The following is a 21,726-nucleotide window of genomic DNA, read 5'->3' as shown; positions in this document are numbered from 1 at the left end:
TCTTAGCTGGTTTAGCGAATGTCGCCGCCAACCCATTTGTTAGCAATCTCAAGATAGGTGCCATCTTCCATCATCGCGTCCAGCGCGCCTTGCATGGCAGCCGCCAGCTCTGGGCTGCCCTTGCGGATGGCGATACCGGCGCCGAATTCTTCGGTCTCGAAATCGGTAATCATAACATAGTCCTGACCGGTCTCTTTCATCGCCAGAATAGCGGCGATCGAGTCATTGACGATGACATCAACGCGGCCATGTTCAAGCTCCAGCAGCAGCTCGGGCAGCCCCTTGTAAGTGCGCACGTCATAGCCCATTTCACGGGCCCAGGCCTCATGGGTTTCGCCCAGGGTCAGGCCAACTTTGGCCTCGCTCAGTTCCGCAGCCGAGCTGATGCCGCCGGGTTTGGCAAAAATCGCGCGTTTGGTAGTGTAGTAAGGGCCTACAAAATCAACCACCTGCTGGCGTTCTTCGGTGATCGACATGGAGCCAACAATCGCGTCATATTTATTGGCCAGCAAACCGCCGATGATGCCATCCCAAGCAGTGGTGACGATTTCAACTTCAACGCCCATCCGTTTGGCGATCTCAGCCCCAACAGCCGGGTCAAAGCCAACAACCTCGTTGCTGTCATTGACAAAGTTGAAGGGAGGGTAAGCGCCGCTCATTGCGATGCGGATGACGCCCGCTTCCTTAATTTTTCCAAGCTCTTCTGCCATTGCAAAGCTGGCAGTGGTGAGGCTGGTGGCCAGGGCTAAACCTGCGGCCAATGTGGTTTTCAAAAGCGTTCTACGCGATGTCATGGGTCTCTCCTATGTCGGTTCCCGATTGCTCTCTAGGGGGTCCGCTGCGCGTGCCTTGCCCCTTGGCATCTGTCAGGAGAGGCTTGCACAGCTTGCCCCATTGGACAAACAGATAACGGGAATGATTATTATTGTTAAAAACTATACTCAATCCGCCTCTCCTGCTTTCTGCAGCCGCTCCGCTCTGCCCCTTGGCCCCTCCGCCTGGTTCTGCTAGGCCGCACCGACGGAAGTAACGCAAGGCTGATCACATGCAGAACACCCCAATTCAAGTGGTCGACCGGGACAATGGCAGGGTATTTGACGAAGTCATCCTGGGCGAAAAATGGATCCGCTGGGCTTATCAGGATGCCGGTTCCAGCCTGATAGAGCGGCTGTTGTTTCGCTCCTCCCTGATCAGCCGGATGTTTGGACTGTGGTATGACAGCCCCCTGTCGCGCGGCAAGATCAACGCGGTGATTGATGAGCTGTCCATCGACATGGCAGAGGCCGTCAGACCTGCCGACGACTACACTTCCTTTAATGACTTTTTTGCCCGCCACCTTCGGCCTGAGGCGCGCCCCTATTCAGATGACCCTAGCGAGATTGTTGCCCCAGCCGATGGTCGGGTTCTGGTTTTTCCTAAGCTGGACAAAGATGTCTTTGTCCCGGTCAAAGGCCACCCGATGTCGATCACATCCATGCTGCCCGGCCTGTCAGAGCCATTTCTGGGCGGGGCGCTAGCCATCGTGCGTCTTTGTCCGGCGGATTACCACCGCTATCATTTCCCAGCCTCTGGCCAGATTGAAACCACCCAAGAGCTTGCCGGCGCGCTGCATTCGGTTAACCCCATTGCCCTGGGGGCCGGGCCGGATGTTTTTGGTGAAAACAAGCGCTGCAACACTTTGATCAAAAACGATAAGATCGGCACCTATTGCTTTAGCGAAATTGGCGCCTTTGGGGTCGGCTCGATCATCAACACCACCTCCTCTGGCGCCGTGCGCAAGATGCAAGAAAAGGGCTATTTCAAGTTTGGCGGCTCTACCGTTGTGGTGGTCTTTCAGCCCGGTCAGGTCACCTTTAGCCCAGATCTGGTAGAAAACAGCGCCAAAGGTCTGGAAACCCTGGTCAAGGTCGGCCAGCCCTTAGCAACAGCGCCCCTGTAACAGCAAGCATCTAAAAGCCCGCGCACTGCTCTCTGGCTTCAGCGCTCTGGCGGGATCGAATAGGTCATGGTGGAGCGCGCCACCAGCTTATCTGACCCCTCAGAGAACATATGCACATCCCCGACTGCCAGGCTGCGGCCCAGTTTCAGCAACTGACCTTTGGCGATGATGTCGCGGCCGGCTTCTGGTTTACGCATAAAATCAAGTGAGCAATTGGTGGTCACTGCCAGCGCCTTGGCGCCCAGACGCGACAGCACCAGCGCATAGACCGTGACATCGGCTAGGGCAAACATCGACGGTCCAGAAACCGTACCGCCAGGGCGCAGATGGCGCTCTGCCACCTTCAAGCGCATGGTAATGCCCTCCATCGACAGCGCATCAACGGCAAAATCATCGGCCACTTGCGGAAAAATTTCATCCATATAGGCGTCAAGCCCTGCGACATCGAATGCCAAACCCATGCTTTTCCTCTCCCTCATTGCGCCCTAGTGTTCACCCGGAACCTAGGAGGAGAGCAAGATGGCAATTCTGGAACGTCACGACAAAAACGCGGTGGCTCATCTACAAATGAATGCACCCGAGCGGCTGAATGCCCTCTCGGACGAGATGTTGCAGGCGCTGCAGGCGCAGATTGATGTTCTGAAAGACGATACCAGCATCAAGGCGGTGATTCTGTCGGGCATTGGCAAAGCCTTTTGTGCTGGCCACGACATTCGCCAGATGACCGCAGGGCGCGCGGCAGCGGATAAGGGACAGTCTTATTTTGAGGGGCTTTTTGCCCGCTGCACCTCGGTCATGTTGGGGCTGCAACAGCTGCCGCAGCCGGTCATTGCACAGGTCCATGGCATTGCCACCGCTGCGGGCTGTCAGCTGGTTGCCTCTTGCGATCTCGCGATAGCCAGTGATGACTGCCGCTTTGGCGTCAATGGCGTCAACATCGGCTTGTTCTGCTCAACGCCCATGGTGGCCCTCTCCCGCAACATCCCCCGCAAACACGCCTTTGAACTGCTCACCACTGGCGAGTTCATGTCCGCCCCCCGCGCCGCTGAGCTGGGGCTGATCAACCGCGCAGTCCCCACCGCGCAGCTGGAGGCAGAGACCCGCGCCCTGGCGGATAAGATCGCATCCAAACTTGGTGCCGCCGTCAAGGTGGGCAAAGAAGCCTATTACCAGCAGCTAGAGATGCCCATTGAGGAGGCCTATGCCTATACCAGCGAGGTCATTGTCACCAACCTGATGCAGCCCGACACCGTTGAGGGCATGCAGGCCTTTATCGAAAAACGCAGCCCTGACTGGAAATAGAGACAATTTTTTCGAAAATTTTAGGCTTTGTTTACCATTCAGGATTTATTGTTTCTATATCGGGCCTTTTAATCGGGGCAAGATAATGGCAAAGATTGGGCACGGGTTACGGCACAGGTCCTGACCCGGACACAATTTGGGCCGCTGAAGCGGAAGGTCCCTCCAACCGGGAATCTCTCTCCCCGGGCGACATTCCCGCTCAGCGGCCCCAAATTCTCCTCATCCAAAGAAAAACCGCCCATACTTTGGGCTATGCCGTCCTAACCTTTGGTGGGCTGTGCAAGGGATGGAAACAATGCTGTGCCTTCGGGGTAGTTGTTTCCCCCGCTAAAAAATCATGCATTCGGCCCCGGCCAGCGCGCTGAGAATATGCCGCGCGCGTCTTTGCCCTATTCTGCCCCTTTGCTGCCACATTTGAGCCTGCGCAATATTGCTTAAGGGCGCGCACTGCCCTATTTGCCCCCTATGACAGAGACATTACATATCGTGGGCGGCGGCATGGCCGGGTCCGAAGCAGCCTGGCAGGCAGCGAACATGGGCGTCAAAGTGGTGATCCACGAGATGCGGCCCAAAGTGGAAACCTTTGCCCATCAGACGGGCAATCTGGGCGAAATGGTCTGTTCCAATTCCTTCCGCTCTGATGACGATGAGCAAAACGCCGTTGGCCTGCTGCATTGGGAAATGCGCGCGGCAAATGGCGTGATCATGGCCACAGCCGAAGAACACCGCCTGCCTGCTGGTGGTGCCTTGGCGGTCGACCGCGAGCCCTTTGCCGAAACGGTGACAGCCAAGCTGAAAGCCCATCCCAATATCGAGATCTCCTACGAGGAAATCAGCGTCCTGCCAACGGACGGCCATTGGATCTTTGCCACCGGTCCCTTGACCTCTGCCCCTCTCGGCCAGGCCATCCAGGCTGAGACCGGCGCCGAGGCGCTTGCCTTCTTTGATGCAATCGCGCCAATCATCTATGCCGAAAGCATCGACATGTCGAAAGCCTGGATGCAGTCGCGCTATGACAAGGGCGAAACCGAGGAAGAGCGCACCGCCTATCTCAACTGCCCGATGAGCAAAGACCAGTATGAGACCTTTATCGACGCGCTGCTGGCCGCCGATAAGACCGAATTTCACGAAGGCGAAACCGCCGGTTATTTTGACGGCTGCCTGCCGATCGAGGTCATGGCCGAACGTGGCCGCGAGACCCTGCGCTTTGGCCCAATGAAACCCGTTGGCCTGACCAATCCACATCAGCCCGATGTCAAAGCCCACGCCGTGGTGCAGCTGCGCCGCGACAACGCGCTTGGCACCCTGTTCAATATCGTCGGCTTCCAGACCAAGATGAAATACGGCGCCCAAACCGAGGTGCTGCGGATGATCCCAGGGCTGGAAAACGCCAGTTTTGCCCGTCTTGGCGGGATCCATCGCAACACCTTCCTCAACTCCCCCACCCTGCTTGACGCCCAAATGCGGTTGAAATCAAAACCCCACCTGCGCTTTGCCGGACAGATCACCGGCGTCGAGGGCTATGTGGAAAGCGCGGCCATGGGGCTGCTGGCCGGTCGCATGGCCGCCGCCGAAATCCTCGGCCTTGAGCTGCCAGAAGTACCACAAGACAGCGCCATGGGTGCGCTGATCCATCACATCACCGGCGGAGCCGAGGCCAAGACCTTCCAGCCTATGAACGTGAACTTTGGCCTGTTCCAACCGGTTGAGGGCCTAAAAGGCGGCCGTCGCGGCCGCAAGGACCGCTACAAGGCCTATACGGATCGCGCCAAAACGGCCTGGACCAGCTGGCTGGATAACTTCGCCTGAACATCCTGAACACCAAGGGGGCAGATCCCGTGACCTTCATCACCCGCTTTGCCCCCTCTCCTACAGGCCCCCTACACCTGGGCCATGCCTATTCCGCCCTACTGGCCCATGACATGGCCATGGCTGAGGGGGGCAAATTTCTGCTACGGATCGAAGACATTGACCAATCTCGTGCACGCCCCCAGTGGGAAGCACAGATCTATGAAGATCTGGAATGGCTTGGATTGTGGTGGCCCAAACCGGTAATGCGCCAGTCAGAGCGCCAGTCAATCTACGATCAGGCTCTGGATCGGTTGTGGCAGTTGGGTCTCCTCTACCCCTGCACCTGCAATCGTAAAGACATCGCCGCCGCGGCTGCCGCCCCGCAGGAAGGTTCACCTCTGCTGGGGCCAGACGGGGTAATCTACCCCGGAACATGCCGGGGGCCGTGGGAACGGGTCTTTTCTGATCAGCACCAACGCCCTCAAAATGTTCCCCTTAGGCTCGATATGGAAAAAGCGATCGGCATGGTGCCCGGCCTGTTTCAGAATCGCAGAGTGCCCGGAAAATCTTTTTCTAGCTGTGGCAGTTTTCTGGAGACCGGAAACGGACCAAATGGCGAACGGGGTCTCGTTGAATTCACCCCAGACAACATGGTTAAGACCATCGGCGACGTTGTTCTTTCCAGGCGCGGCATGGGAACCTCATACCATCTCTCAGTGGTGCTGGACGATGCGGCGCAGGGCGTGAACCACGTCATTCGGGGTCAGGATCTCTTTGAAGCAACGCGGATACATATATTGCTTCAGGCCCTGTTGAACCTTCCCCATCCAACCTACCACCACCACAGCCTGATCCGCGACGAGGCGGGCAAACGCCTGGCCAAACGGGACGATGCCCGCGCCATTGCCACATACCGTCAGGATGGCGCCAACCCGCAAGACATCCGCGAACTTGTCGGCCTGGGCTAACCTCCCCCTGTTTCATCTTTCTCCAAATACCTCCGCCGGAGGCAGCGGCGCGCCAGCGCCGCCCTTTTCTGCTGCGTGAGCCAAGGGCCTGCCCCTAGTCCATGGGCTTCATCAGCTCCACCTCTTCCCCGTCACGAACAGCCGTATAAAAACAGCTGCGCCGATTGGTGTGACAGGCGGGGCCGACCTGATGAACCAGCGCCAACAGACAATCCCGGTCACAATCAAGCCGCAGATCCACCAGGCTCTGAACATGACCCGAGCTTTCTCCTTTGACCCAAAATGCCTGGCGAGACCGGGACCAATAGGTCACTTTGCCGGTTTCCAGCGTTCTGGCAACGCTTTGCGCATTCATCCAGGCCATCATCAAAACTTCGCCGCTCGCCTCATCCTGGGCGATACAGGGGATCAGACCCGCAGCGTCATACTTCAAATTATTGGGATCAAAGGACATCGTAAAAACCTTTTGCATCTTGCATTTGTCTGCCTATGTATGAGGAAGAAACCCCAAGGGAAAGCCCAAGGCCGCCAATGTCTAGCGAAACCGATCTGATCAAACTCTACTCGTCCCGCATTCTGGCGCTCGCCGCCGATATTCCCTTTCTGGACAGGCTGGAACACCCGGATGCGACGGCAAAAAAACGCGCCCCCCTGTGTGGGTCAACCGTTACAGTTGATCTCAACATCAAAGACGGACGCGTCACTGCATTTGGCCAGGATGTCAAAGCCTGCGCGCTGGGTCAGGCCTCTGCCTCGGTTGTTGGACGCAACATAATTGGACGCTCCCTTGCCGAGGTGGAAACCGCACGCGATGAGCTGAAAGCCATGCTGAAGGATGACCAACCTGCGCCCAATTCCCCGTTTTCGGATTTGGAAGTTCTTGTTCCCGCACGCGAATTCAAAAACCGTCACGCCTCAATCCTGCTCTGCCTCGAAGCCAGCCTGGAAGCCTTCAAGGCGGCCTTGCAGAGAAACTGCGCTTAGGGCCGGAATCCTAACTACAGATCGTTTTTTTGTTAAAATACAATCGGTCTGTTGATCTAACACAGGCCACAAACAATCAGTCTAGCGACCCACAAGAGACAGCATTAGCCAATGCCTGCGCGCCAATTCCAGGTGCTGGCCTTAGCGCCGGCCAAAGACGCCATGGGGATTTTGTGAGGATGAAGGATCTGACAGTGCCCGTTTGCCAGTTCCTGTTTTTGTCGGTGCCTGCCATTGGGGCGGCATCCGAATGAGAACTATAACTTAGCCCCGCGAGGCAAAAAAAGCCGCCACACATCCGGGCAGATGGTGGCGGCAGGAAATGCGTCTTCATGCGGGGTTCAAGTGCGCGAACCGGTTGTTAGGCGCAACCGGTCATAGATCAGGCGGGGATCAAAAGGCACCGGGATGGATGCCAGCGCACATGACATAAAGACAGCAGGCAGTAATAAGATAGGGGTCCAGGGTTAGCGAAAAAGGGGATGCTCAGTCACGACAGCGCGACTACATAAACCCCGGCAGGTGAAGGGCAACAATCAGCATTACAACTAGGGCAACAGCGCCGATAGCATCCTGCAACAGGGTTGATTGGGCATTGTGCAGGGTTGTCTTCAGTTGGGTCATCATCAGAATTGTCTCCACTACTCTCTGTCGGGGTTCAGGTTTTCACCGCGCCGCTCTCTGTCGGCCTTGTTGCTCTTTTGTTCTCATTTTACGCCTGCCCTGTAAAGAACTTTTTGAGAACATTTGCGAACTTTTTCGGAACCTCGGCCTAAAAAAGTGGACCAAATACCCCTAACCAACTGAAATTAAACGAATAGCCTGATCCTGTTTCATCAACCAAAGGAGAACACGCGCGGCACGGCCACGCGGGCTGGTCAGGCCGGGGTCCATCGCCAACAAAGACCGGGCATCGCTCTGGGCGACGGCCATCAAGGGGGCTTGGCGTTCAAGGTCGGCGATATGAAAGCGCGGCAATCCAGACTGTGCAGTGCCAATAACATCGCCTGCCCCACGCATTTGCAGATCCGTTTCCGATATTTTGAATCCATCTTCGCTTTCGCGCAGAACCTCCAACCGACGCCGCCCGCCTTCGGACAGCGGCGGTTGATACATCAACAGACAGGTCGACGCCGCACTCCCGCGTCCAACCCGCCCGCGCAGCTGGTGCAACTGCGCAAGTCCAAAGATTTCGGCGCGCTCAATCACCATGATCGAGGCGTTGGGCACGTTCACCCCCACCTCGATCACCGTGGTTGCCACCAGAACCTTGGTCTCGCCCTGTTGAAACGCCGCCATGGCCGCGTCTTTTTCGGCAGGCGGCATCTGGCCATGCACCAGACCAACCACGCCTTCGCCCAGAATGGCACGCAGGTGTTTAAAGCGTTCTTCGGCGGCGATCAGGTCCATCACCTCGGATTCGCCAACCAGCGGACAGACCCAATAGCACTGGCGGCCTTCGTCTATGGCACGCCGCAGATGGTTTACCACCTCCTCCATACGCTCCGTGCTCAGCACGGCGGTCTTTACCGGTTTACGCCCGGGCGGTTTCTCATCCAGCACCGAGACATCCATATCGCCATATTGCGCCAAGGCCAGCGAACGCGGAATGGGCGTGGCGGTCATCACCAGAACGTCAGCCCCTTTGCCCTTTTCCGCCAGCTCCATCCGCTGCCGCACACCAAACCGGTGCTGTTCATCCACAATGGCCAGATGCAGCCGCCGAAACACCACATCCTGTTGAAACACCGCATGGGTACCAACCAGGATCTGGATATCCCCTGCTTCCAGCGCCGCCAGTTTGGCACGCCGTTCAGCGCCCTTGTCCCGCCCGGTCAGCAGCTCAAGCACCACTCCGGCCTGTTCCGCCAAGGGGCGCAGCCCTTCATAGTGCTGTTGCGCCAGAATGCCGGTTGGCGCCATCATTACGCCCTGCCCGCCGGCCTCCACCGCGACCAAGAGCGCCATAAAGGCAACCAGGGTTTTTCCTGATCCGACATCACCTTGCAGCAATCTGTTCATCCGGCGATCGCTGGCCATATCCGCCGAGATTTCTGCAATAGCTCGGGTCTGCGCCGTGGTCGGGCGATAGGGCAGCGACGCCAGCACCGGCCCCTGCAAACGCCCTGTGGCCTGGCTGACAATACCATGGGATTTACGTTCCGCCTGACGCGCCAGGGCCAGGGTCAATTGATGGGCAAACAGCTCATCATAGGCAAGCCGGGTCCGGATCGGTGCATCTGGGGACAGATCTTCCAGCCCCTGCGGATGGTGGCCTGCAATCAGCGCCTCTTTCCAGCCGGGCCAGGCCTCGCGTTTGACCTGCTCAGCATCGATCCATTCGGCAAGCTCCGGCAGGCGCTCCAAAGCGCTGAGCGCCGCCTTGGTCATGGTTTTCTGGGTCACCCCATGGGTCAGCGGATAGACAGGCTCAAACTCTGGAATATCTTCCGCCTCGGCCAGGGGAACCATGTGATCCGGGTGCACCATCTGGGCAACACCGTCAAACAGCTCAACCTTACCCGACACCAAACGCCGCGAGCCTTCGGGGCATTGCGCCTCGAGGTAGCGGCTGCGCCCGTGAAAGAATACCAGTTGAAATTCAACTTCTTGGTCGCTCACGTTAATCCTATATGCGCCACCACGATTACGCGCGGGCTGGTGGCTTCCCACCTCCACCTCCACCGTTGCAATGGCAGGTAGATCCAGCCCCTTGATGCTGTCGCGCCGGCGACGGTCCAGTATCGAATACGGCAGTGTAAAAGCCAGATCCCGTGGCGTTTGCAACCCGATCTGAGCCAGGCTCTGTGCCGTTTTTGGGCCAACCCCTTGGAGGGTTTCGGCCCCGGCAAATAGCGGGAACAGGATTTCGGGGCGGCCGCTCATGTGGCTGCAATCTCCGCCAACCAGCCGTCCTCATCCAAGATACGAATACCTAGCTCCTGCGCCTTTTTCTCCTTTGATCCAGCCCCCGGGCCGGCCACCAGGATATCGGTTTTCTTTGACACCGAGCCAGAGACCTTGGCCCCCAGAGATTCTGCCCGCGCCTTGGCCTCGTCGCGGGTCATCTTTTCCAGTTTGCCGGTAAAGACCACTGTCAGTCCCGCAACCGGGCTGGCCTGCGATGGTGCTGCCGGGGCTGCGATATTCAGATGCGCCACCAAATCATTGATTACCGCCCGCTCCTGGCTATTGGCCAACGCGTCGGACAAAGACAGGCCAACAGTTGCGCCGATCCCATCAATGCCCGTCAAATCCTCCCAGGCCTCCTGCGCTGGCTGCGGCACTTGAAAATCTGCAACTGCCGCCTCGCGGGTTTCCTTGATCTTGGCGCGGCGGCCTTCGCTGCTGGCCTGCTCCCGCTCCTGATCCTCTGCCTGATCCGCCGCACGATGGGCCAGCGCAGCGGCGCGGGCCTGATCCACCGCCTTTGCAAGCTCCTGCCAGCTGCCAAAATGCAGCGCCAGATCCTTGGCGGCTACCTCACCCACGTGGCGGATGCCAAGCGCAAAGATCATCCGCCCAAGCGGGATATTGCGTTTTTCATTGATCGCAGCAAAGAGATTGGCGGCACTTTGATCGCCCCAACCTGGCCGGTTCTTCAGCTTTGCCAATTGGCCCGCATCCCGGTCTGCCAGCGTATAGATGTCAACTGGTGTGCGGATCGGCAGATCTACATCCTTGTAGAACGCCTCCAGCTGTTTAGCCCCCAAGCCCTCGATATCAAAGGCCTTACGAGAGACAAAGTGTTTTAGCTTTTCAATGGCTTGCGCGGGACAGATAATCCCACCGGTGCAGCGCCTGACCGCATCGCCTTCCTCTCGGACAGCTTCGGATCCGCATTCAGGGCAGCAGTCGGGAAAGTTAAATTCAACGGCCTCCGCTGGACGTTTGGTAAGATCCACATCAGCCACCTTGGGGATCACATCCCCGGCCCGGTAGATCTGCACCCAATCGCCAATGCGGATATCCTTGCCGCCCCGGATCACTGCGCCTTTGGAATCGCGCCCCCGGATATAGTCCTCATTGTGCAGGGTGGCATTGGAGACAACAACGCCGCCCACAGTGACCGGAGCAAGACGGGCAACCGGGCTGAGCGCGCCGGTGCGCCCCACCTGAATGTCGATTGCCTCGAGCCAGGTCCAGGCCAGCTCAGCCGGGAATTTATGCGCGATTGCCCACCGCGGGGTGGTTGAGCGAAACCCAAGCCGATCCTGCAGCGCCAGCGCGTCCACCTTGTAAACAACCCCGTCGATGTCATAGCCCAGTGTGGCGCGTTGTTCTTCGATCAGGCGGTACTGCGCGATCAGATCTGCAACCGTATTGCAGGTCTTGGTCAGTGGGTTGGTCTGAAACCCAAGCTCGGCAAGCCGCGCAATAGCGCTGGTTTGCGTATCCCCAAGCGGGGCAGAGAGTTCGCCCCAACTATAGGCAAAGAAACGCAAAGGTCGCGCTCGGGTTATTTCGGCGTCCAACTGCCGCAAAGACCCCGCCGCCGCATTGCGCGGATTGGCAAAGACCTTGCCGCCGCGCTCCCCGTGGCGGGCGTTCAGAGCGGTGAAATCCTCATGGCTCATATAGACTTCGCCGCGCACCTCCAGCACATCCGGCGCGCCGGTCAGCTGTTGCGGGATATCCGCAATGGTGCGGGCATTGGCGGTGACATTTTCCCCCGTGGCGCCATCGCCCCGGGTCGCGGCCTGAATCAAAACGCCTTTTTCATAGCGAAGCGACAGGGATAGCCCATCAATCTTGGGCTCAGCCGTAAAAGCCAGCGGCGCAGTGGCCTCTAGCCCCAGATAGCTGCGAATGCTGCGCTCAAAATCCGTGACATCCGCGTCTTCAAAGGCATTGCCCAACGAGAGCATCGGCACAACATGTTGAATTTTGCCAAAGCCAGAGGTAACCGGCGCACCAACGGTTTCAAGCTGCGTTGCGCTGTCTGCCAGATCTGGAAAGGCCTCGGCCAAGGCCTGATAACGTCTTTTGGCAGCGTCATACGCGGCATCACTCAGAAAGGGGGCGTCGTCTTGATGGTAGGCTTGATCAGCTGCGGCCAGCTGGCTCTGCAACTCCAAAAACTCCGCCTGAGCTTGGTCCTGAGAAAGCCCCGAGGGATCTAATGCTTCGATCTGTTTCACGCGCGGTCCCCATCGTCCAAGTTTGCCCTGAGTGATAAAACGCGTTTCTCGCCGCGTCCAGTGATCCCAGCGCAAGAAAATACACCACGAGACACATAGGGGCGCAGCCAGTCCCCCCAGTGCAAACGACAAAAAACCCGCCAAGGCGGGTTCTTGTTCGCAGCACGACAAGGACTGCATTAACCTGAATATCACTAACCGGACATTCCAAAATGTCGGCAAACCCTGTTAGGGTTCGCCACATGCCATTTCCGGACTGTAACCGCCGCGATCAGAAATTGTCGCCTCAGGCCCCTACAGCCATGCGGTGACCACCGGACATCTGATCATCCTGCGGGTCCCGCAGAACATAGCCCCGGCCCCAAACTGTTTCGATATAATTGTCACCACCTGTGGCCGTGCTGAGCTTTTTGCGCAGTTTGCAAATGAAAACGTCGATGATTTTCAGCTCTGGTTCGTCCATGCCGCCATAAAGATGGTTAAGGAACATCTCTTTGGTCAGGGTGGTTCCCTTACGCAGGCTGAGCAGTTCCAGCATTTGGTATTCCTTGCCGGTCAGATGCACGGTCTTGCTGTCCACCTCTACGGTTTTGGCATCCAGGTTCACCGCAATCTTGCCGGTTTTGATGATGGACTGGGAGTGACCTTTGGAACGGCGAATAATCGCGTGGATCCGGGCCACCAGCTCTTCGCGGTGGAATGGCTTGGTCAGATAGTCATCCGCGCCAAAGCCGAAGCCTTTGATTTTATTGTCGGTATCATCGGCACCAGACAAGATCAGGATTGGTGTTTCGATACGGGCCATGCGCAGCTGACGCAGAACTTCGTGGCCATTCATATCCGGCAAGCCAAGGTCCAGCAGGATCAGGTCGTAGTCATAAAGCTTGGCCAGATCGATCCCTTCCTCACCTAGGTCCGTCGAATAGACATTAAGGTTGGCATGGGTCAGCATCAATTCGATGCTCTTTGCTGTCGTTGGATCGTCTTCGACCAGTAGAATGCGCATGTTGAAAGTCTCCGCCTGTGACTGTTTCCCTTAGGTTGCGTTAACCCTGATCGAAAAAGGTTAATGGCCCGTTACCATAATCGTTAATTATCAACTTTGACTCAAGTCTTCACTTAAAAAAGGCTTCAGTGTTTACGGTAGTCTTTTAGTCGAGTGGTCTTGAGCGCCTCTTCCCCGTGGTCTGCAACGGCGGAAATCCAGCTGCGAAACTCTTCCTCACTCAGCCCGTATCGACGCAGGGCTTCGGTCTGGGGCAGCAGCCCATACAGCACGCCGCGCACCACTGCGGCCTTGCGGGAGGCCACCCAGCGTCTGGTATTTTCCGGCGGCAAATCAGCACGAGTCATCGTGCTGCCATCAGGCAACGTAACAGCGCGCGGACCCTCAACTTTCTTCAGAAACATGCCTCTACCCTTGTTCGGTACATCAGTCTTTCGTTCGCCAGTAGCTTTTGCTCAGTCTACTTAAGGAGCAATGAACCTACCCCCTTGAGAGTCTGTAGGATTTTCATATATTCTTCGATGCTTGCCCCCTTGATCTAAGGATTTGCCTGATGGCACTGGATACCGATACCCCGCTGAACTCACTTGGCTTTGCCAAACCGCCCTCAGAAACCCGTGTGGTGGTGGCCATGTCCGGCGGGGTCGACAGCTCGGTTGTTGCCGCCTACCTCTCCGAGCAGGGCTATGATGTGATTGGGGTGACCTTGCAGCTCTATGACCATGGTGCGGCATTGGCCAAAAAAGGCGCCTGCTGCGCTGGCATTGATATTCATGATGCACGCCGGGTCGCCGAAGAGCGCGGCTTCCCCCATTATGTGCTTGATTATGAAAACATCTTCAAAGATGCCGTGATCGACGAATTCGCCGACAGCTATCTGGCCGGGGCAACGCCTGTGCCCTGTATTCGCTGCAATGAGCGGGTGAAATTCAAGGATCTGCTGGAAACTGCCCGCGATCTAGAGGCGGACTGCATGGCGACCGGGCATTACATTCAGCGCAAGATGGGCGACAGAGGTGCCGAGTTGCACAGCGCAGAAGATGCGAATCGCGATCAGAGCTATTTTCTGTTCTCCACCACGCCTGAGCAGCTGGACTATCTGCGGTTTCCCTTGGGGCATCTGCCTTCAAAGGACGCAACCCGCGAGATGGCGGCACAATACGGCCTAGCGGTGGCGGATAAGCCGGACAGCCAGGACATTTGTTTTGTACCAGATGGAAACTATACCTCCGTCATCGAGAAATTGCGTCCCGGCGCAGCGGAACCCGGCGAAATCGTCCATGCGGATGGTCGCGTCTTGGGCAGCCATACCGGCGTTATCCACTACACAATCGGCCAGCGGCGCGGGCTGGGCATTGGCGGGTTGACAGAGCCGCTCTATGTGGTGCGGCTGGATGTGGACAAAAAGCAGGTGATTGTCGGCCCCAAAGAGCTGTTGGCGACCCGCACCATTCCGGTGCGCGAAATCAACTGGCTCGGGGATGAGCCCTTTGACAGCCGCAAGGAATGGCAGGTCATGGTCAAGGTCCGTTCAACCCGGCCGCCGCGCGAAGCAATCATTCGCCCGCTCAGCGCCACCACCGCCGAGGTCGAACTGCTGACACCCGAGGAAGGCGTCTCTCCGGGGCAGGCCTGTGTGTTTTACGACTCCGACAGCAGCCGTATCTATGGCGGCGGCTGGATCTGGCGCGGCTATTAAGCTGCTCAACAGTGAGGTGCGGGACAGATCTTCCACATGCAACAGCTACTCTATCCCAGAACTGTAAAGGGGAATACTGAGCGCGGCCCGCTTTAGGGGAGGCGGTGGAGTACCGCCCTGGCAGCGCGCAGCCCCGGTTCCTCACCGCCCTGCCCCAAACGCTGCATGGTCACTGCCATTGCCGCCTTTTGCAGCTCAGGCGCCTGTGCCAGCGCGTCCAATTGCCTCGCAATGTTTTCGGCTGTGCACTCAGGGCCCAGGCATTCTGGTACTACGCGGGTTTCACTTACCAGATTGACCAAGGTCACCGTATCCACCAGCGCCATGCGTTTCATCACCTGCCAGGTGAGCCACTGAAACCGATAGGCAATCACCATGGGCGTTGCATTGGCGGCCAGCTCCAAAGAGACCGTCCCCGAGGCCGCAAGCGCCAGATCTGACGCTGCAAAGGCAGCGCGCTTGATTGCGGCATAGGCCTGGGAATCATGGCTGTTGGGATCCAGAAAAAGGGTGTTTTTGGGCCAATCCTCGGCCTGGGCCCGTACCAGATCAGCCACCGGCGCGGCACAGGGAACCACCGCCCTGTAGCCTGGATGAAGATGCGCAAAGGCCTGCAAGGCTTCGCCAAAAACAGGCCCCAACCGGGTGACCTCTGACCGTCTGGAGCCGGGCAAAGCCAGCACCAACGGCGCCTCACCGAGATCAAATTTGGCGCGAAACTCTGCTATTTCAGCGTCTGTTGCCAGTGGCTCTGCCACAACCGGATGGCCGACAAAATCGCAGTCCATTCCTGCCGCTTGCATCAAGGGCGGCTCAAACGGCAGCAGCGCGAGAACCTGATCAATGCTCCGCGCCATCTTTACCGCCCGGTTGGGGCGCCAGGCCCAAACCGAAGGGGCAACATAATGCACGGTGCGAATATCACTACCAGCCTTGACCAAGCTGGCAACCCGCAGGGAAAAATCCGGGCTGTCGATGGTGATTAGAACGTCAGGGTTCTGGGCAATCACTGCCTCTGCCGTCTCGCGGATACGCCGTTTGAGATGACGGTACTTGGGCAGCACCTCTGCCAGCCCCATGACCGACAGCTCCGCCATCGCAAATCGAGAGTGCAGCCCCTGTTCGGCCATCAATGTGCCGCCGATCCCCTCAAAACTGACATCCGGGCGCAGGGTCTTGAGCCCCGCCATCAAGGCGCCCCCCAGCCTGTCGCCCGAGGGCTCCCCCGCCAGGATAAAGACCTTAAGGCTCACGAGGCGCGTAACCAGAGAAACAGCCCAAGGCGATCACAAGCCGCAATCACCGCGTCCTGCTCCAGCACGATAACGCCGCCGGCCTCCAGCACGATCCCCGACAATCCGGCCTTGGCCGCCAGCTCAACCGTCTGCGGCCCAATGGCAGGCAGGTCAGCGCGGCGATCCTGGCCGGGTTTGGGCGCCTTGAACAAGATGCCGCCCTGTCCATCCGGTCGATTTACCAGGCTTTGAAGCATCCAGTTGGTGCCAAAGGCATTTTCCACGGCGATTGCCTGACGAGCCCGAATGGCGCAGCACTGGCCAATATCCGCTGCGGACATGGCCGCAACCACCTCGGCGCCGCGCTCGGCATCCGCTTTGTCGATTGCGCCGGGCTGGACCTGAGTGGCAACACCCTCTGCCATCAACAGTTCTGGTGCGACCTCATGTGCCGCCCGCAGGGTAAAGCCCGCGGCCTCGATCAGCCCCATCACCGCGCGCAGGGCCCCGTCGTCGCCGGCTCCCAAAGCCGCCTGGATAACCGGCACCATCGGCAGGGTGGCGGCATCAATAGCGGTCGGATCAATGGGCGGGCGGCTGACCGCGCCGGCCAGACAGACCTCGGTCACGCCTGCGGATTTCAGCCGCGCAAAAAAACTGCCGAGATGTTCAATGCGAAAGGAAATCTCTGCATCGACGCAGTCCGGCTCAGAGCCCTCCATGGCGCAGATCAGCGCGCGCCGGGTCTGGCGGTCGCATATTTCCTTGGGCAAAAGCCCGGTTCCGGCAATGACAGCAAGCATCGGGTCAGCCTCCGGGCGTCAGGAAAGAGCGATCGGTCTGCCCGGTAATAAAGGCAACGATTTCTTCAACATAGGCGCTTTCGGTCTCGTCCCCCAAACGCCGGGCGCGTTCCTGAAAGGTGCCCTCGCCCTGGGCCAACATCTGAAATGCCGCCCGCAAAGCGGTGATGTCAGAGCGCGTCACGCCGCGCCGTTTCAGACCAACAAGGTTGAGCCCATCCAGCCCGCCGCGCGGCGCCTGAACCAGGCCGTAGGGGATCACATCATTGGTCACCATTGTCACAGCACCAATAATGGCGCCGCGACCAATACGAACCCATTGGTGAATGCCGGAAAGCCCACCAATGATCACATCGTCCTCAAGCACACAGTGCCCGGCCACCGCAGCGGAATTCACGACAATCACCCGGTCGCCCACAATGGCATCATGGGCAATATGGCAGCCGGCCATAAACAGCCCATCATCGCCAATTCGGGTCACGCCGCCGCCCCCTTCAGTGCCGGCATTGACCGTGACATGTTCACGAATGCGGTTGCGCTTGCCAATGACTGTGCGACTTTTCTCGCCCTGGAACTTGAGATCCTGTGGGATCTCACCAAGCACCGCAAAAGAGAACACCTCGGTGTCATCACCAATCTCGCAATCCCCGGTGATCACTACATGGGATTTCAGCGTCACCCGCGCACCCAGAACCACCTCGGGGCCGATATGGCAAAAGGGCCCAATCTGGCAGCCCTCACCAATCCTGGCGCCCTCTTCGACCACCGCACTGGGGTGAATTTGGCTCATCCTATTCAATCCTTTTGAATATCCACCATTGCGGTGAACTCTGCCTCGGCGGCAGTTTCCCCCTCAACAGTGGCAAGGCCCTTGAATTTAAAGATTTTGCCGCCAGCCTTGCCGCGCAAGATCTCAACCTTCATTTCCAGCACGTCACCTGGAATGACTTTGCGGCGGAATTTGCACTTGTCGATATTCATGAAGTAGATCAACAGATCGCGGTCGACCATGTCCAAAGCGACCCCCAGCATAACACCAGCGGTCTGCGCCATGGCCTCAACAATTGTGACCCCTGGCATGATCGGTGTGCCCGGAAAATGGCCCTGAAAATGCGGCTCGTTCATGGTCACGTTCTTGATGCCACGCGCCGAATTAATTCCGTCGATGTCGACCACCTTATCGACCAGCAGGAATGGGTAACGATGCGGCAGGATCCGCTGAATAAGGTGAATGTCGGCGCTCTGTAGCTCAGCGGTCATGGCAAGTATCCTGTCTTTGGTATGTTTGAAAGTCCCTATCAACTAGGTCCATTTTGAGCAAGCTTCCCGGGCCTATTGATCCTGAGCCCCGTCGGGCTGATCCACACCATCGCCCAGGACCTTGTCGATCCGCGTGATCGCCAGATCGGTGATATCCACCACATCTGCGCTGAGAAAGACGGTGGAATGGTCGAGAATCACCCCGGCCCCGGTTTCGCGCATGATCCCTTCCAGCACGGGAAGAGAGGCGGCAAAAAACTCGCGCCGGGCGGTCTCTCCGAGCTGACTGATTTCACGAAGTTTTTGGTCCTGCGTGCTGCGGGTTTCTTGCACCTTGCGGTCAAAGGCATCGGCGAGGGTGCGAAAGGCTTCTGCCTCCATTGCACTGCGTCGGGCGGTCAATTCCTGTTCTTCGGCCCGCAAATCAGCCTCGATGTTGCGATTTTCGGCCGTCAAAACAGCGCCTTCGGCCTCGATCTCCTGCGCCACGCGCTTGCCAAACAGGCTTTCTGAAAACAGCCGGTCCGGCTGAATGGTCAGCAAGCCGCTTTGAGGCGTTCCCAGCTGCACGTTCTGCCCCAGCTCGAACCCACCCAGTGGCAGGCCCTGCTGCGCCGCAGCGGGCGCTGCTGCTGTTGTCAGGGCAACAAGCGCCGACCCTAGGGCCAGCGCTTGTTGAAATCGAAAAAGCACAGTTGACACCAAAGGCTTGATCCCCCGTTAGAACCGCGCCTGTAGGGTCAGATCGAAGCTTTGTTCCTGGTCAAAGTCTTCTTTCTTGAGCGCCTTGGAAAAATTGAACCGCAGCGGCCCAAGCCCCGTTGTCCAAAGCACCGAAAAGCCAACCACATGACGGAAAGACCCGTCGCGACCGACGATGTTTGTGCTGCCGGAGGTATCAACATCGTTCAACCCCCAGAGGTTGCCAACGTCATAGAACAACGCCCCACGAAGCCCCAGCTCATCGGGCAGCCCCAGCGGAAATTCAGCATCAAATCGCGCTACAGCAAATATATTGCCGCCAAGGAAGTCATCATAAGTAGTGCCATCGGGCCGCGCAGAACGATCCCGTGGACCAATACCACCGGGTTCAAACCCCCGCATGATGGACGGGGAAAGAACATACCGATCCAAGGACCGGCTATTGTTGTTCCCCATCCAATGCAGAGCACCAGTTTCCAACGTCGCGCGCAGAGTTACCTCTTCGTTGAAGATCGTTTTTTGAGCCACAAATTTTGTGCTTGTCTTCAGGAACTCATTGTCACCACCAAGACCAGCATAATCCGCGCCGACTTCAAAAAGAAATCCTGCATTGGGGTCCAGACCATTCAACCGGCTATCATAGGTGTATTTCAGACCAAAAACGCTGCTGGAACGTTCCCCTTGGGCGATTTCATTTACAATTGTCGGCGCCGCAGACGGGTAAGTGCCGCCAATGTAGCTCCTATCAGCCCGCGCAATCATCTCGGCGGTATTCCAAGAGTAGCTCACCCGCAAGGCTGAGCTCTCGCTCAGCTTGAAGGAAAGCGCTGGGGACAGAAACGCACGCTTGGTATCATACTCAGAAAAACTCGAGTCTGATTCAGAAAGCCCAAGGTCAAAACTGAAGCGTAGATCGCGGCCCAACAGATGCGGCTCAACAAACCCTAGGACATATTCGTCCGCTTCAGTCGCTGTTGCAATAGCGAAGGAAAGACGCTGCCCACGGCCCAGGAAATTGTTTTCGCTTAACCCGAGCGAAATGCCAAAGCCATCGTTTACCGAATAGGAGCCACCAAGGCTCAGCGAGCCGGTGGGCTGTTCTGCAACATTGACGTCCACTACCACTTGGCTGGGTGAACTTCCCTCGCGGACATCAACGTCTGATTCAGAGAAGAAACCAAGGGCGCGAATACGTTCCGCCGTGCGCCGGATCTCACGTGGGTTGAAGGGATCGCCTTCGACCGTGCGGAACTGCTGGCGGATCACCCGGTCCAGCGTCGTTGTGTTACCCTCGATATCGATACGCTCAACAAAGACACGAGGCCCACGGGTGAGAACATATTCGACATCAAGGGTCAGATCGCGATCATTGCGCGTCACCCGAGGTTCAATCCGCAGGAAATCGATGCCCAAGCGCAGGGCCAGGTTTTCCATGCGTTCGATTTCTGTTTCAACCACGGTGGGTGAATAGGTAATACCCGGTTTGGATTTGAGCACCCTGCGGAACACATCCGCGTCGGCTTCAGACATCTCGCTGGTGACCGTAATATCGCCAAAGGAGAACTGCTGTCCCTCGGAGACATCAACCACCAAGAAGACCGCGTCACGCTCGCGGGTGACCTCGGCATTGGCGCTGTTGACCCGGAAATCGACATAGCCGCGGGACAGGTAAAAATCGCGCAGGATCTGTTTGTCAAAGTCGATACGGTCTTCGATCAAAGTGTCTTTGTTGATAAAAGCGCGCAGGAAACCAGCCTGTTTGGTTTCCAGAACCCGACGCAGCCTGCGGTCCGAATAGACCTGGTTGCCAAGAAAGGACACCCGTTCAACTTCGGTGGTGTCGCCTTCGGAGATTTCAAACACCAGATCAACACGGTTGTCGCTGCGGCGAATGATCCGTGGGGTTACCCGCGATGCCAGCCGCCCCTGCACGCCGTAGGCTTCAGCGATGGCTGCCGCATCCTGTTCTGCGACGGCCGGATTAAACACCCGGCGCGGTGACGATTCGATAATTTCGGAGAGATTCTCATCTTTGATACGGCGATTGCCTTCAAAGTTGATTTTATTGATGGTCGGGAATTCTGTCACCTTGATGACCAGGGTATTCCCTTTGGGAACCAGTTCGACGCTTTCAAACACACCACTGTCGACGATGTTCTGATAGGCATCGTTCAGCTTGCCGGCAGAAACGGTCTTCCCCCGTTCGATGCCCGTATAGGCAACAATAGTTGAGGTTTGGATACGCTGGTTACCCTCAACTTGCACTTGGTTGAACCGGTAGTTCTGTGCCTCGGCAAAATTGGGTGACAGCCCAAGCCCGAAAGTAACAGTTAAGGCGATCACAGATACGCCACGATACAAAATATTGGTACGCTTTACGCGCTTACCGCAGGATATGCCCACGTTCTTGCCCCAGACCATCAGTATTTACCCGAAATTAATAGCAGCTTAACACTGTGCGTACCGGGTTTGTGAGCGGTTGTCAAAACCAACAAAAAAACACGCGGGCAGGAACCCGCGCGTCTACTGGCACTGTAAATTCAGACTTATGAGGCGGTTACATAGACGCCAGCCAGCTTCCGAGGCAAAGCGACAGCACGATAAACGTTGCCGAAAGCGCTCGATCCCAATTCAGGCGCAACAAAAGAGCAAATCCGTTTTCAGTTTCAGCAGGTATCATCATCTGGCTTTGCATGACTTTATCCCCCAGGAAAGACGCAGGATCTGGCACCTTACAGAGCCCCTCTTTGGGCCATGACATCAGGTGTTGTCCGCCAAATCTTGCGCGTTAATGCAGATTACCAAAGCCTTAACCGCAGAATGTGGCATGAGTTTGGCACATTCTGAATTCGCAAAGGGCGGCCCTCAGGCCGCCCCACCATTGATTTATGAAGAT

Annotated in this window: 21 protein-coding genes; 6 read left to right on the top strand and 15 right to left on the bottom strand. The window is 57.5% G+C overall.

Going from position 1 to position 21,726, the window contains the following annotated elements; translation table 11 throughout:
- Positions 1-11 precede the first annotated feature (11 nt).
- Positions 12-794 carry a transporter substrate-binding domain-containing protein gene (locus N1037_11195; GenBank protein UWS77858.1) on the bottom strand — a complete coding sequence of 261 codons (783 nt, stop codon included), beginning with the start codon at positions 792-794 and terminating at the stop codon, positions 12-14.
- Positions 795-1,045: 251 nt separating this feature from the next.
- On the opposite strand from N1037_11195, the gene asd reads away from it, so the two are divergent.
- Positions 1,046-1,939, top strand: coding sequence for an archaetidylserine decarboxylase (asd, locus tag N1037_11190; GenBank protein UWS77857.1), 894 nt, complete (start codon positions 1,046-1,048; stop codon positions 1,937-1,939).
- Positions 1,940-1,977: 38 nt separating this feature from the next.
- Here the strand turns inward: asd and N1037_11185 are convergent, their stop codons facing one another.
- The gene (locus N1037_11185) at positions 1,978-2,400 is read right to left on the bottom strand and encodes a PaaI family thioesterase (GenBank protein UWS77856.1); all 423 of its coding nucleotides are present in this window, start codon (positions 2,398-2,400) and stop codon (positions 1,978-1,980) included.
- 58 nt (positions 2,401-2,458) lie between these two features.
- Between N1037_11185 and N1037_11180 the strand changes: the two genes are divergently transcribed.
- The 3 genes from N1037_11180 to gluQRS all read left to right on the top strand — a co-directional run bounded on the left by N1037_11180 (position 2,459) and on the right by gluQRS (position 6,000).
- Complete coding sequence (locus N1037_11180; GenBank protein UWS77855.1) at positions 2,459-3,241, top strand: enoyl-CoA hydratase; 783 nt, start codon at positions 2,459-2,461, stop codon at positions 3,239-3,241.
- 465 nt (positions 3,242-3,706) lie between these two features.
- Positions 3,707-5,050, top strand: coding sequence for a methylenetetrahydrofolate--tRNA-(uracil(54)-C(5))-methyltransferase (FADH(2)-oxidizing) TrmFO (gene trmFO / locus N1037_11175; GenBank protein UWS77854.1), 1,344 nt, complete (start codon positions 3,707-3,709; stop codon positions 5,048-5,050).
- Positions 5,051-5,079: 29 nt separating this feature from the next.
- Positions 5,080-6,000: a tRNA glutamyl-Q(34) synthetase GluQRS gene (gene gluQRS, locus N1037_11170; GenBank protein ID UWS77853.1), complete on the top strand. Its 921-nt coding sequence runs from the start codon at positions 5,080-5,082 to the stop codon at positions 5,998-6,000.
- Between the two features lie 94 nt (positions 6,001-6,094).
- Here gluQRS and hisI read toward each other — a convergent pair whose 3' ends face one another.
- Positions 6,095-6,472, bottom strand: a complete 378-nt coding sequence (gene hisI / locus N1037_11165) for a phosphoribosyl-AMP cyclohydrolase (GenBank protein ID UWS77852.1) — start codon at positions 6,470-6,472, stop codon at positions 6,095-6,097.
- 59 nt (positions 6,473-6,531) lie between these two features.
- Between hisI and N1037_11160 the strand changes: the two genes are divergently transcribed.
- Positions 6,532-6,984 carry an iron-sulfur cluster assembly scaffold protein gene (locus N1037_11160; protein UWS77851.1) on the top strand — a complete coding sequence of 151 codons (453 nt, stop codon included), beginning with the start codon at positions 6,532-6,534 and terminating at the stop codon, positions 6,982-6,984.
- A gap of 504 nt (positions 6,985-7,488) precedes the next feature.
- On the opposite strand, the gene N1037_11155 is transcribed toward N1037_11160, so the two are convergent.
- The 5 genes from N1037_11155 to N1037_11135 form a co-directional block, all read right to left on the bottom strand.
- Positions 7,489-7,611, bottom strand: coding sequence for a hypothetical protein (locus N1037_11155; GenBank protein ID UWS77850.1), 123 nt, complete (start codon positions 7,609-7,611; stop codon positions 7,489-7,491).
- Between the two features lie 168 nt (positions 7,612-7,779).
- Positions 7,780-9,870 (bottom strand): ATP-dependent DNA helicase RecG, encoded by a 2,091-nt coding sequence (gene recG / locus N1037_11150; protein UWS77849.1) that lies wholly within the window; start codon positions 9,868-9,870, stop codon positions 7,780-7,782.
- Positions 9,867-12,125, bottom strand: a complete 2,259-nt coding sequence (gene ligA / locus N1037_11145; GenBank protein ID UWS77848.1) for an NAD-dependent DNA ligase LigA — start codon at positions 12,123-12,125, stop codon at positions 9,867-9,869. The genes recG and ligA overlap by 4 nt, the downstream gene beginning before the upstream one ends.
- 286 nt (positions 12,126-12,411) lie before the next feature.
- Positions 12,412-13,131 carry a response regulator transcription factor gene (locus tag N1037_11140; GenBank protein ID UWS77847.1) on the bottom strand — a complete coding sequence of 240 codons (720 nt, stop codon included), beginning with the start codon at positions 13,129-13,131 and terminating at the stop codon, positions 12,412-12,414.
- A gap of 125 nt (positions 13,132-13,256) precedes the next feature.
- Positions 13,257-13,535, bottom strand: coding sequence for a DUF1153 domain-containing protein (locus N1037_11135; GenBank protein ID UWS77846.1), 279 nt, complete (start codon positions 13,533-13,535; stop codon positions 13,257-13,259).
- Positions 13,536-13,684: 149 nt separating this feature from the next.
- Here N1037_11135 and mnmA point away from each other — a divergent pair, with 149 nt between their 5' ends.
- Positions 13,685-14,830 carry a tRNA 2-thiouridine(34) synthase MnmA gene (mnmA, locus tag N1037_11130; protein ID UWS77845.1) on the top strand — a complete coding sequence of 382 codons (1,146 nt, stop codon included), beginning with the start codon at positions 13,685-13,687 and terminating at the stop codon, positions 14,828-14,830.
- 92 nt (positions 14,831-14,922) lie between these two features.
- Here the strand turns inward: mnmA and lpxB are convergent, their stop codons facing one another.
- From lpxB to N1037_11095, 7 genes are all read right to left on the bottom strand, one after another.
- Positions 14,923-16,083, bottom strand: a complete 1,161-nt coding sequence (gene lpxB / locus N1037_11125; GenBank protein ID UWS77844.1) for a lipid-A-disaccharide synthase — start codon at positions 16,081-16,083, stop codon at positions 14,923-14,925.
- Positions 16,080-16,868, bottom strand: coding sequence for a UDP-2,3-diacylglucosamine diphosphatase LpxI (gene lpxI / locus N1037_11120; protein UWS77843.1), 789 nt, complete (start codon positions 16,866-16,868; stop codon positions 16,080-16,082). The genes lpxB and lpxI overlap by 4 nt, the downstream gene beginning before the upstream one ends.
- Positions 16,869-16,872: 4 nt before the next feature.
- Positions 16,873-17,658 (bottom strand): acyl-ACP--UDP-N-acetylglucosamine O-acyltransferase, encoded by a 786-nt coding sequence (gene lpxA / locus N1037_11115; GenBank protein ID UWS77842.1) that lies wholly within the window; start codon positions 17,656-17,658, stop codon positions 16,873-16,875.
- A 5-nt stretch (positions 17,659-17,663) separates the two neighbouring features.
- Complete coding sequence (gene fabZ, locus N1037_11110) at positions 17,664-18,128, bottom strand: 3-hydroxyacyl-ACP dehydratase FabZ (protein ID UWS77841.1); 465 nt, start codon at positions 18,126-18,128, stop codon at positions 17,664-17,666.
- A gap of 72 nt (positions 18,129-18,200) precedes the next feature.
- Positions 18,201-18,770 (bottom strand): OmpH family outer membrane protein, encoded by a 570-nt coding sequence (locus N1037_11105; protein UWS81353.1) that lies wholly within the window; start codon positions 18,768-18,770, stop codon positions 18,201-18,203.
- Between the two features lie 78 nt (positions 18,771-18,848).
- Entirely contained in the window at positions 18,849-21,251 is a 2,403-nt protein-coding gene (bamA, locus tag N1037_11100) for an outer membrane protein assembly factor BamA (GenBank protein UWS77840.1), read from the bottom strand.
- A 136-nt stretch (positions 21,252-21,387) separates the two neighbouring features.
- Entirely contained in the window at positions 21,388-21,525 is a 138-nt protein-coding gene (locus N1037_11095) for a hypothetical protein (protein UWS77839.1), read from the bottom strand.
- Positions 21,526-21,726 lie beyond the last annotated feature (201 nt).

Origin of the sequence: Phaeobacter sp. G2, from assembly GCA_025163595.1 — a bacterium.
In the GTDB taxonomy this organism is placed as follows: Bacteria; Pseudomonadota; Alphaproteobacteria; order Rhodobacterales; family Rhodobacteraceae; genus Pseudophaeobacter.
The sequence above is the reverse complement of the archived record's forward strand: the minus strand, read 5'-3'. Positions and strand labels throughout refer to the sequence as shown.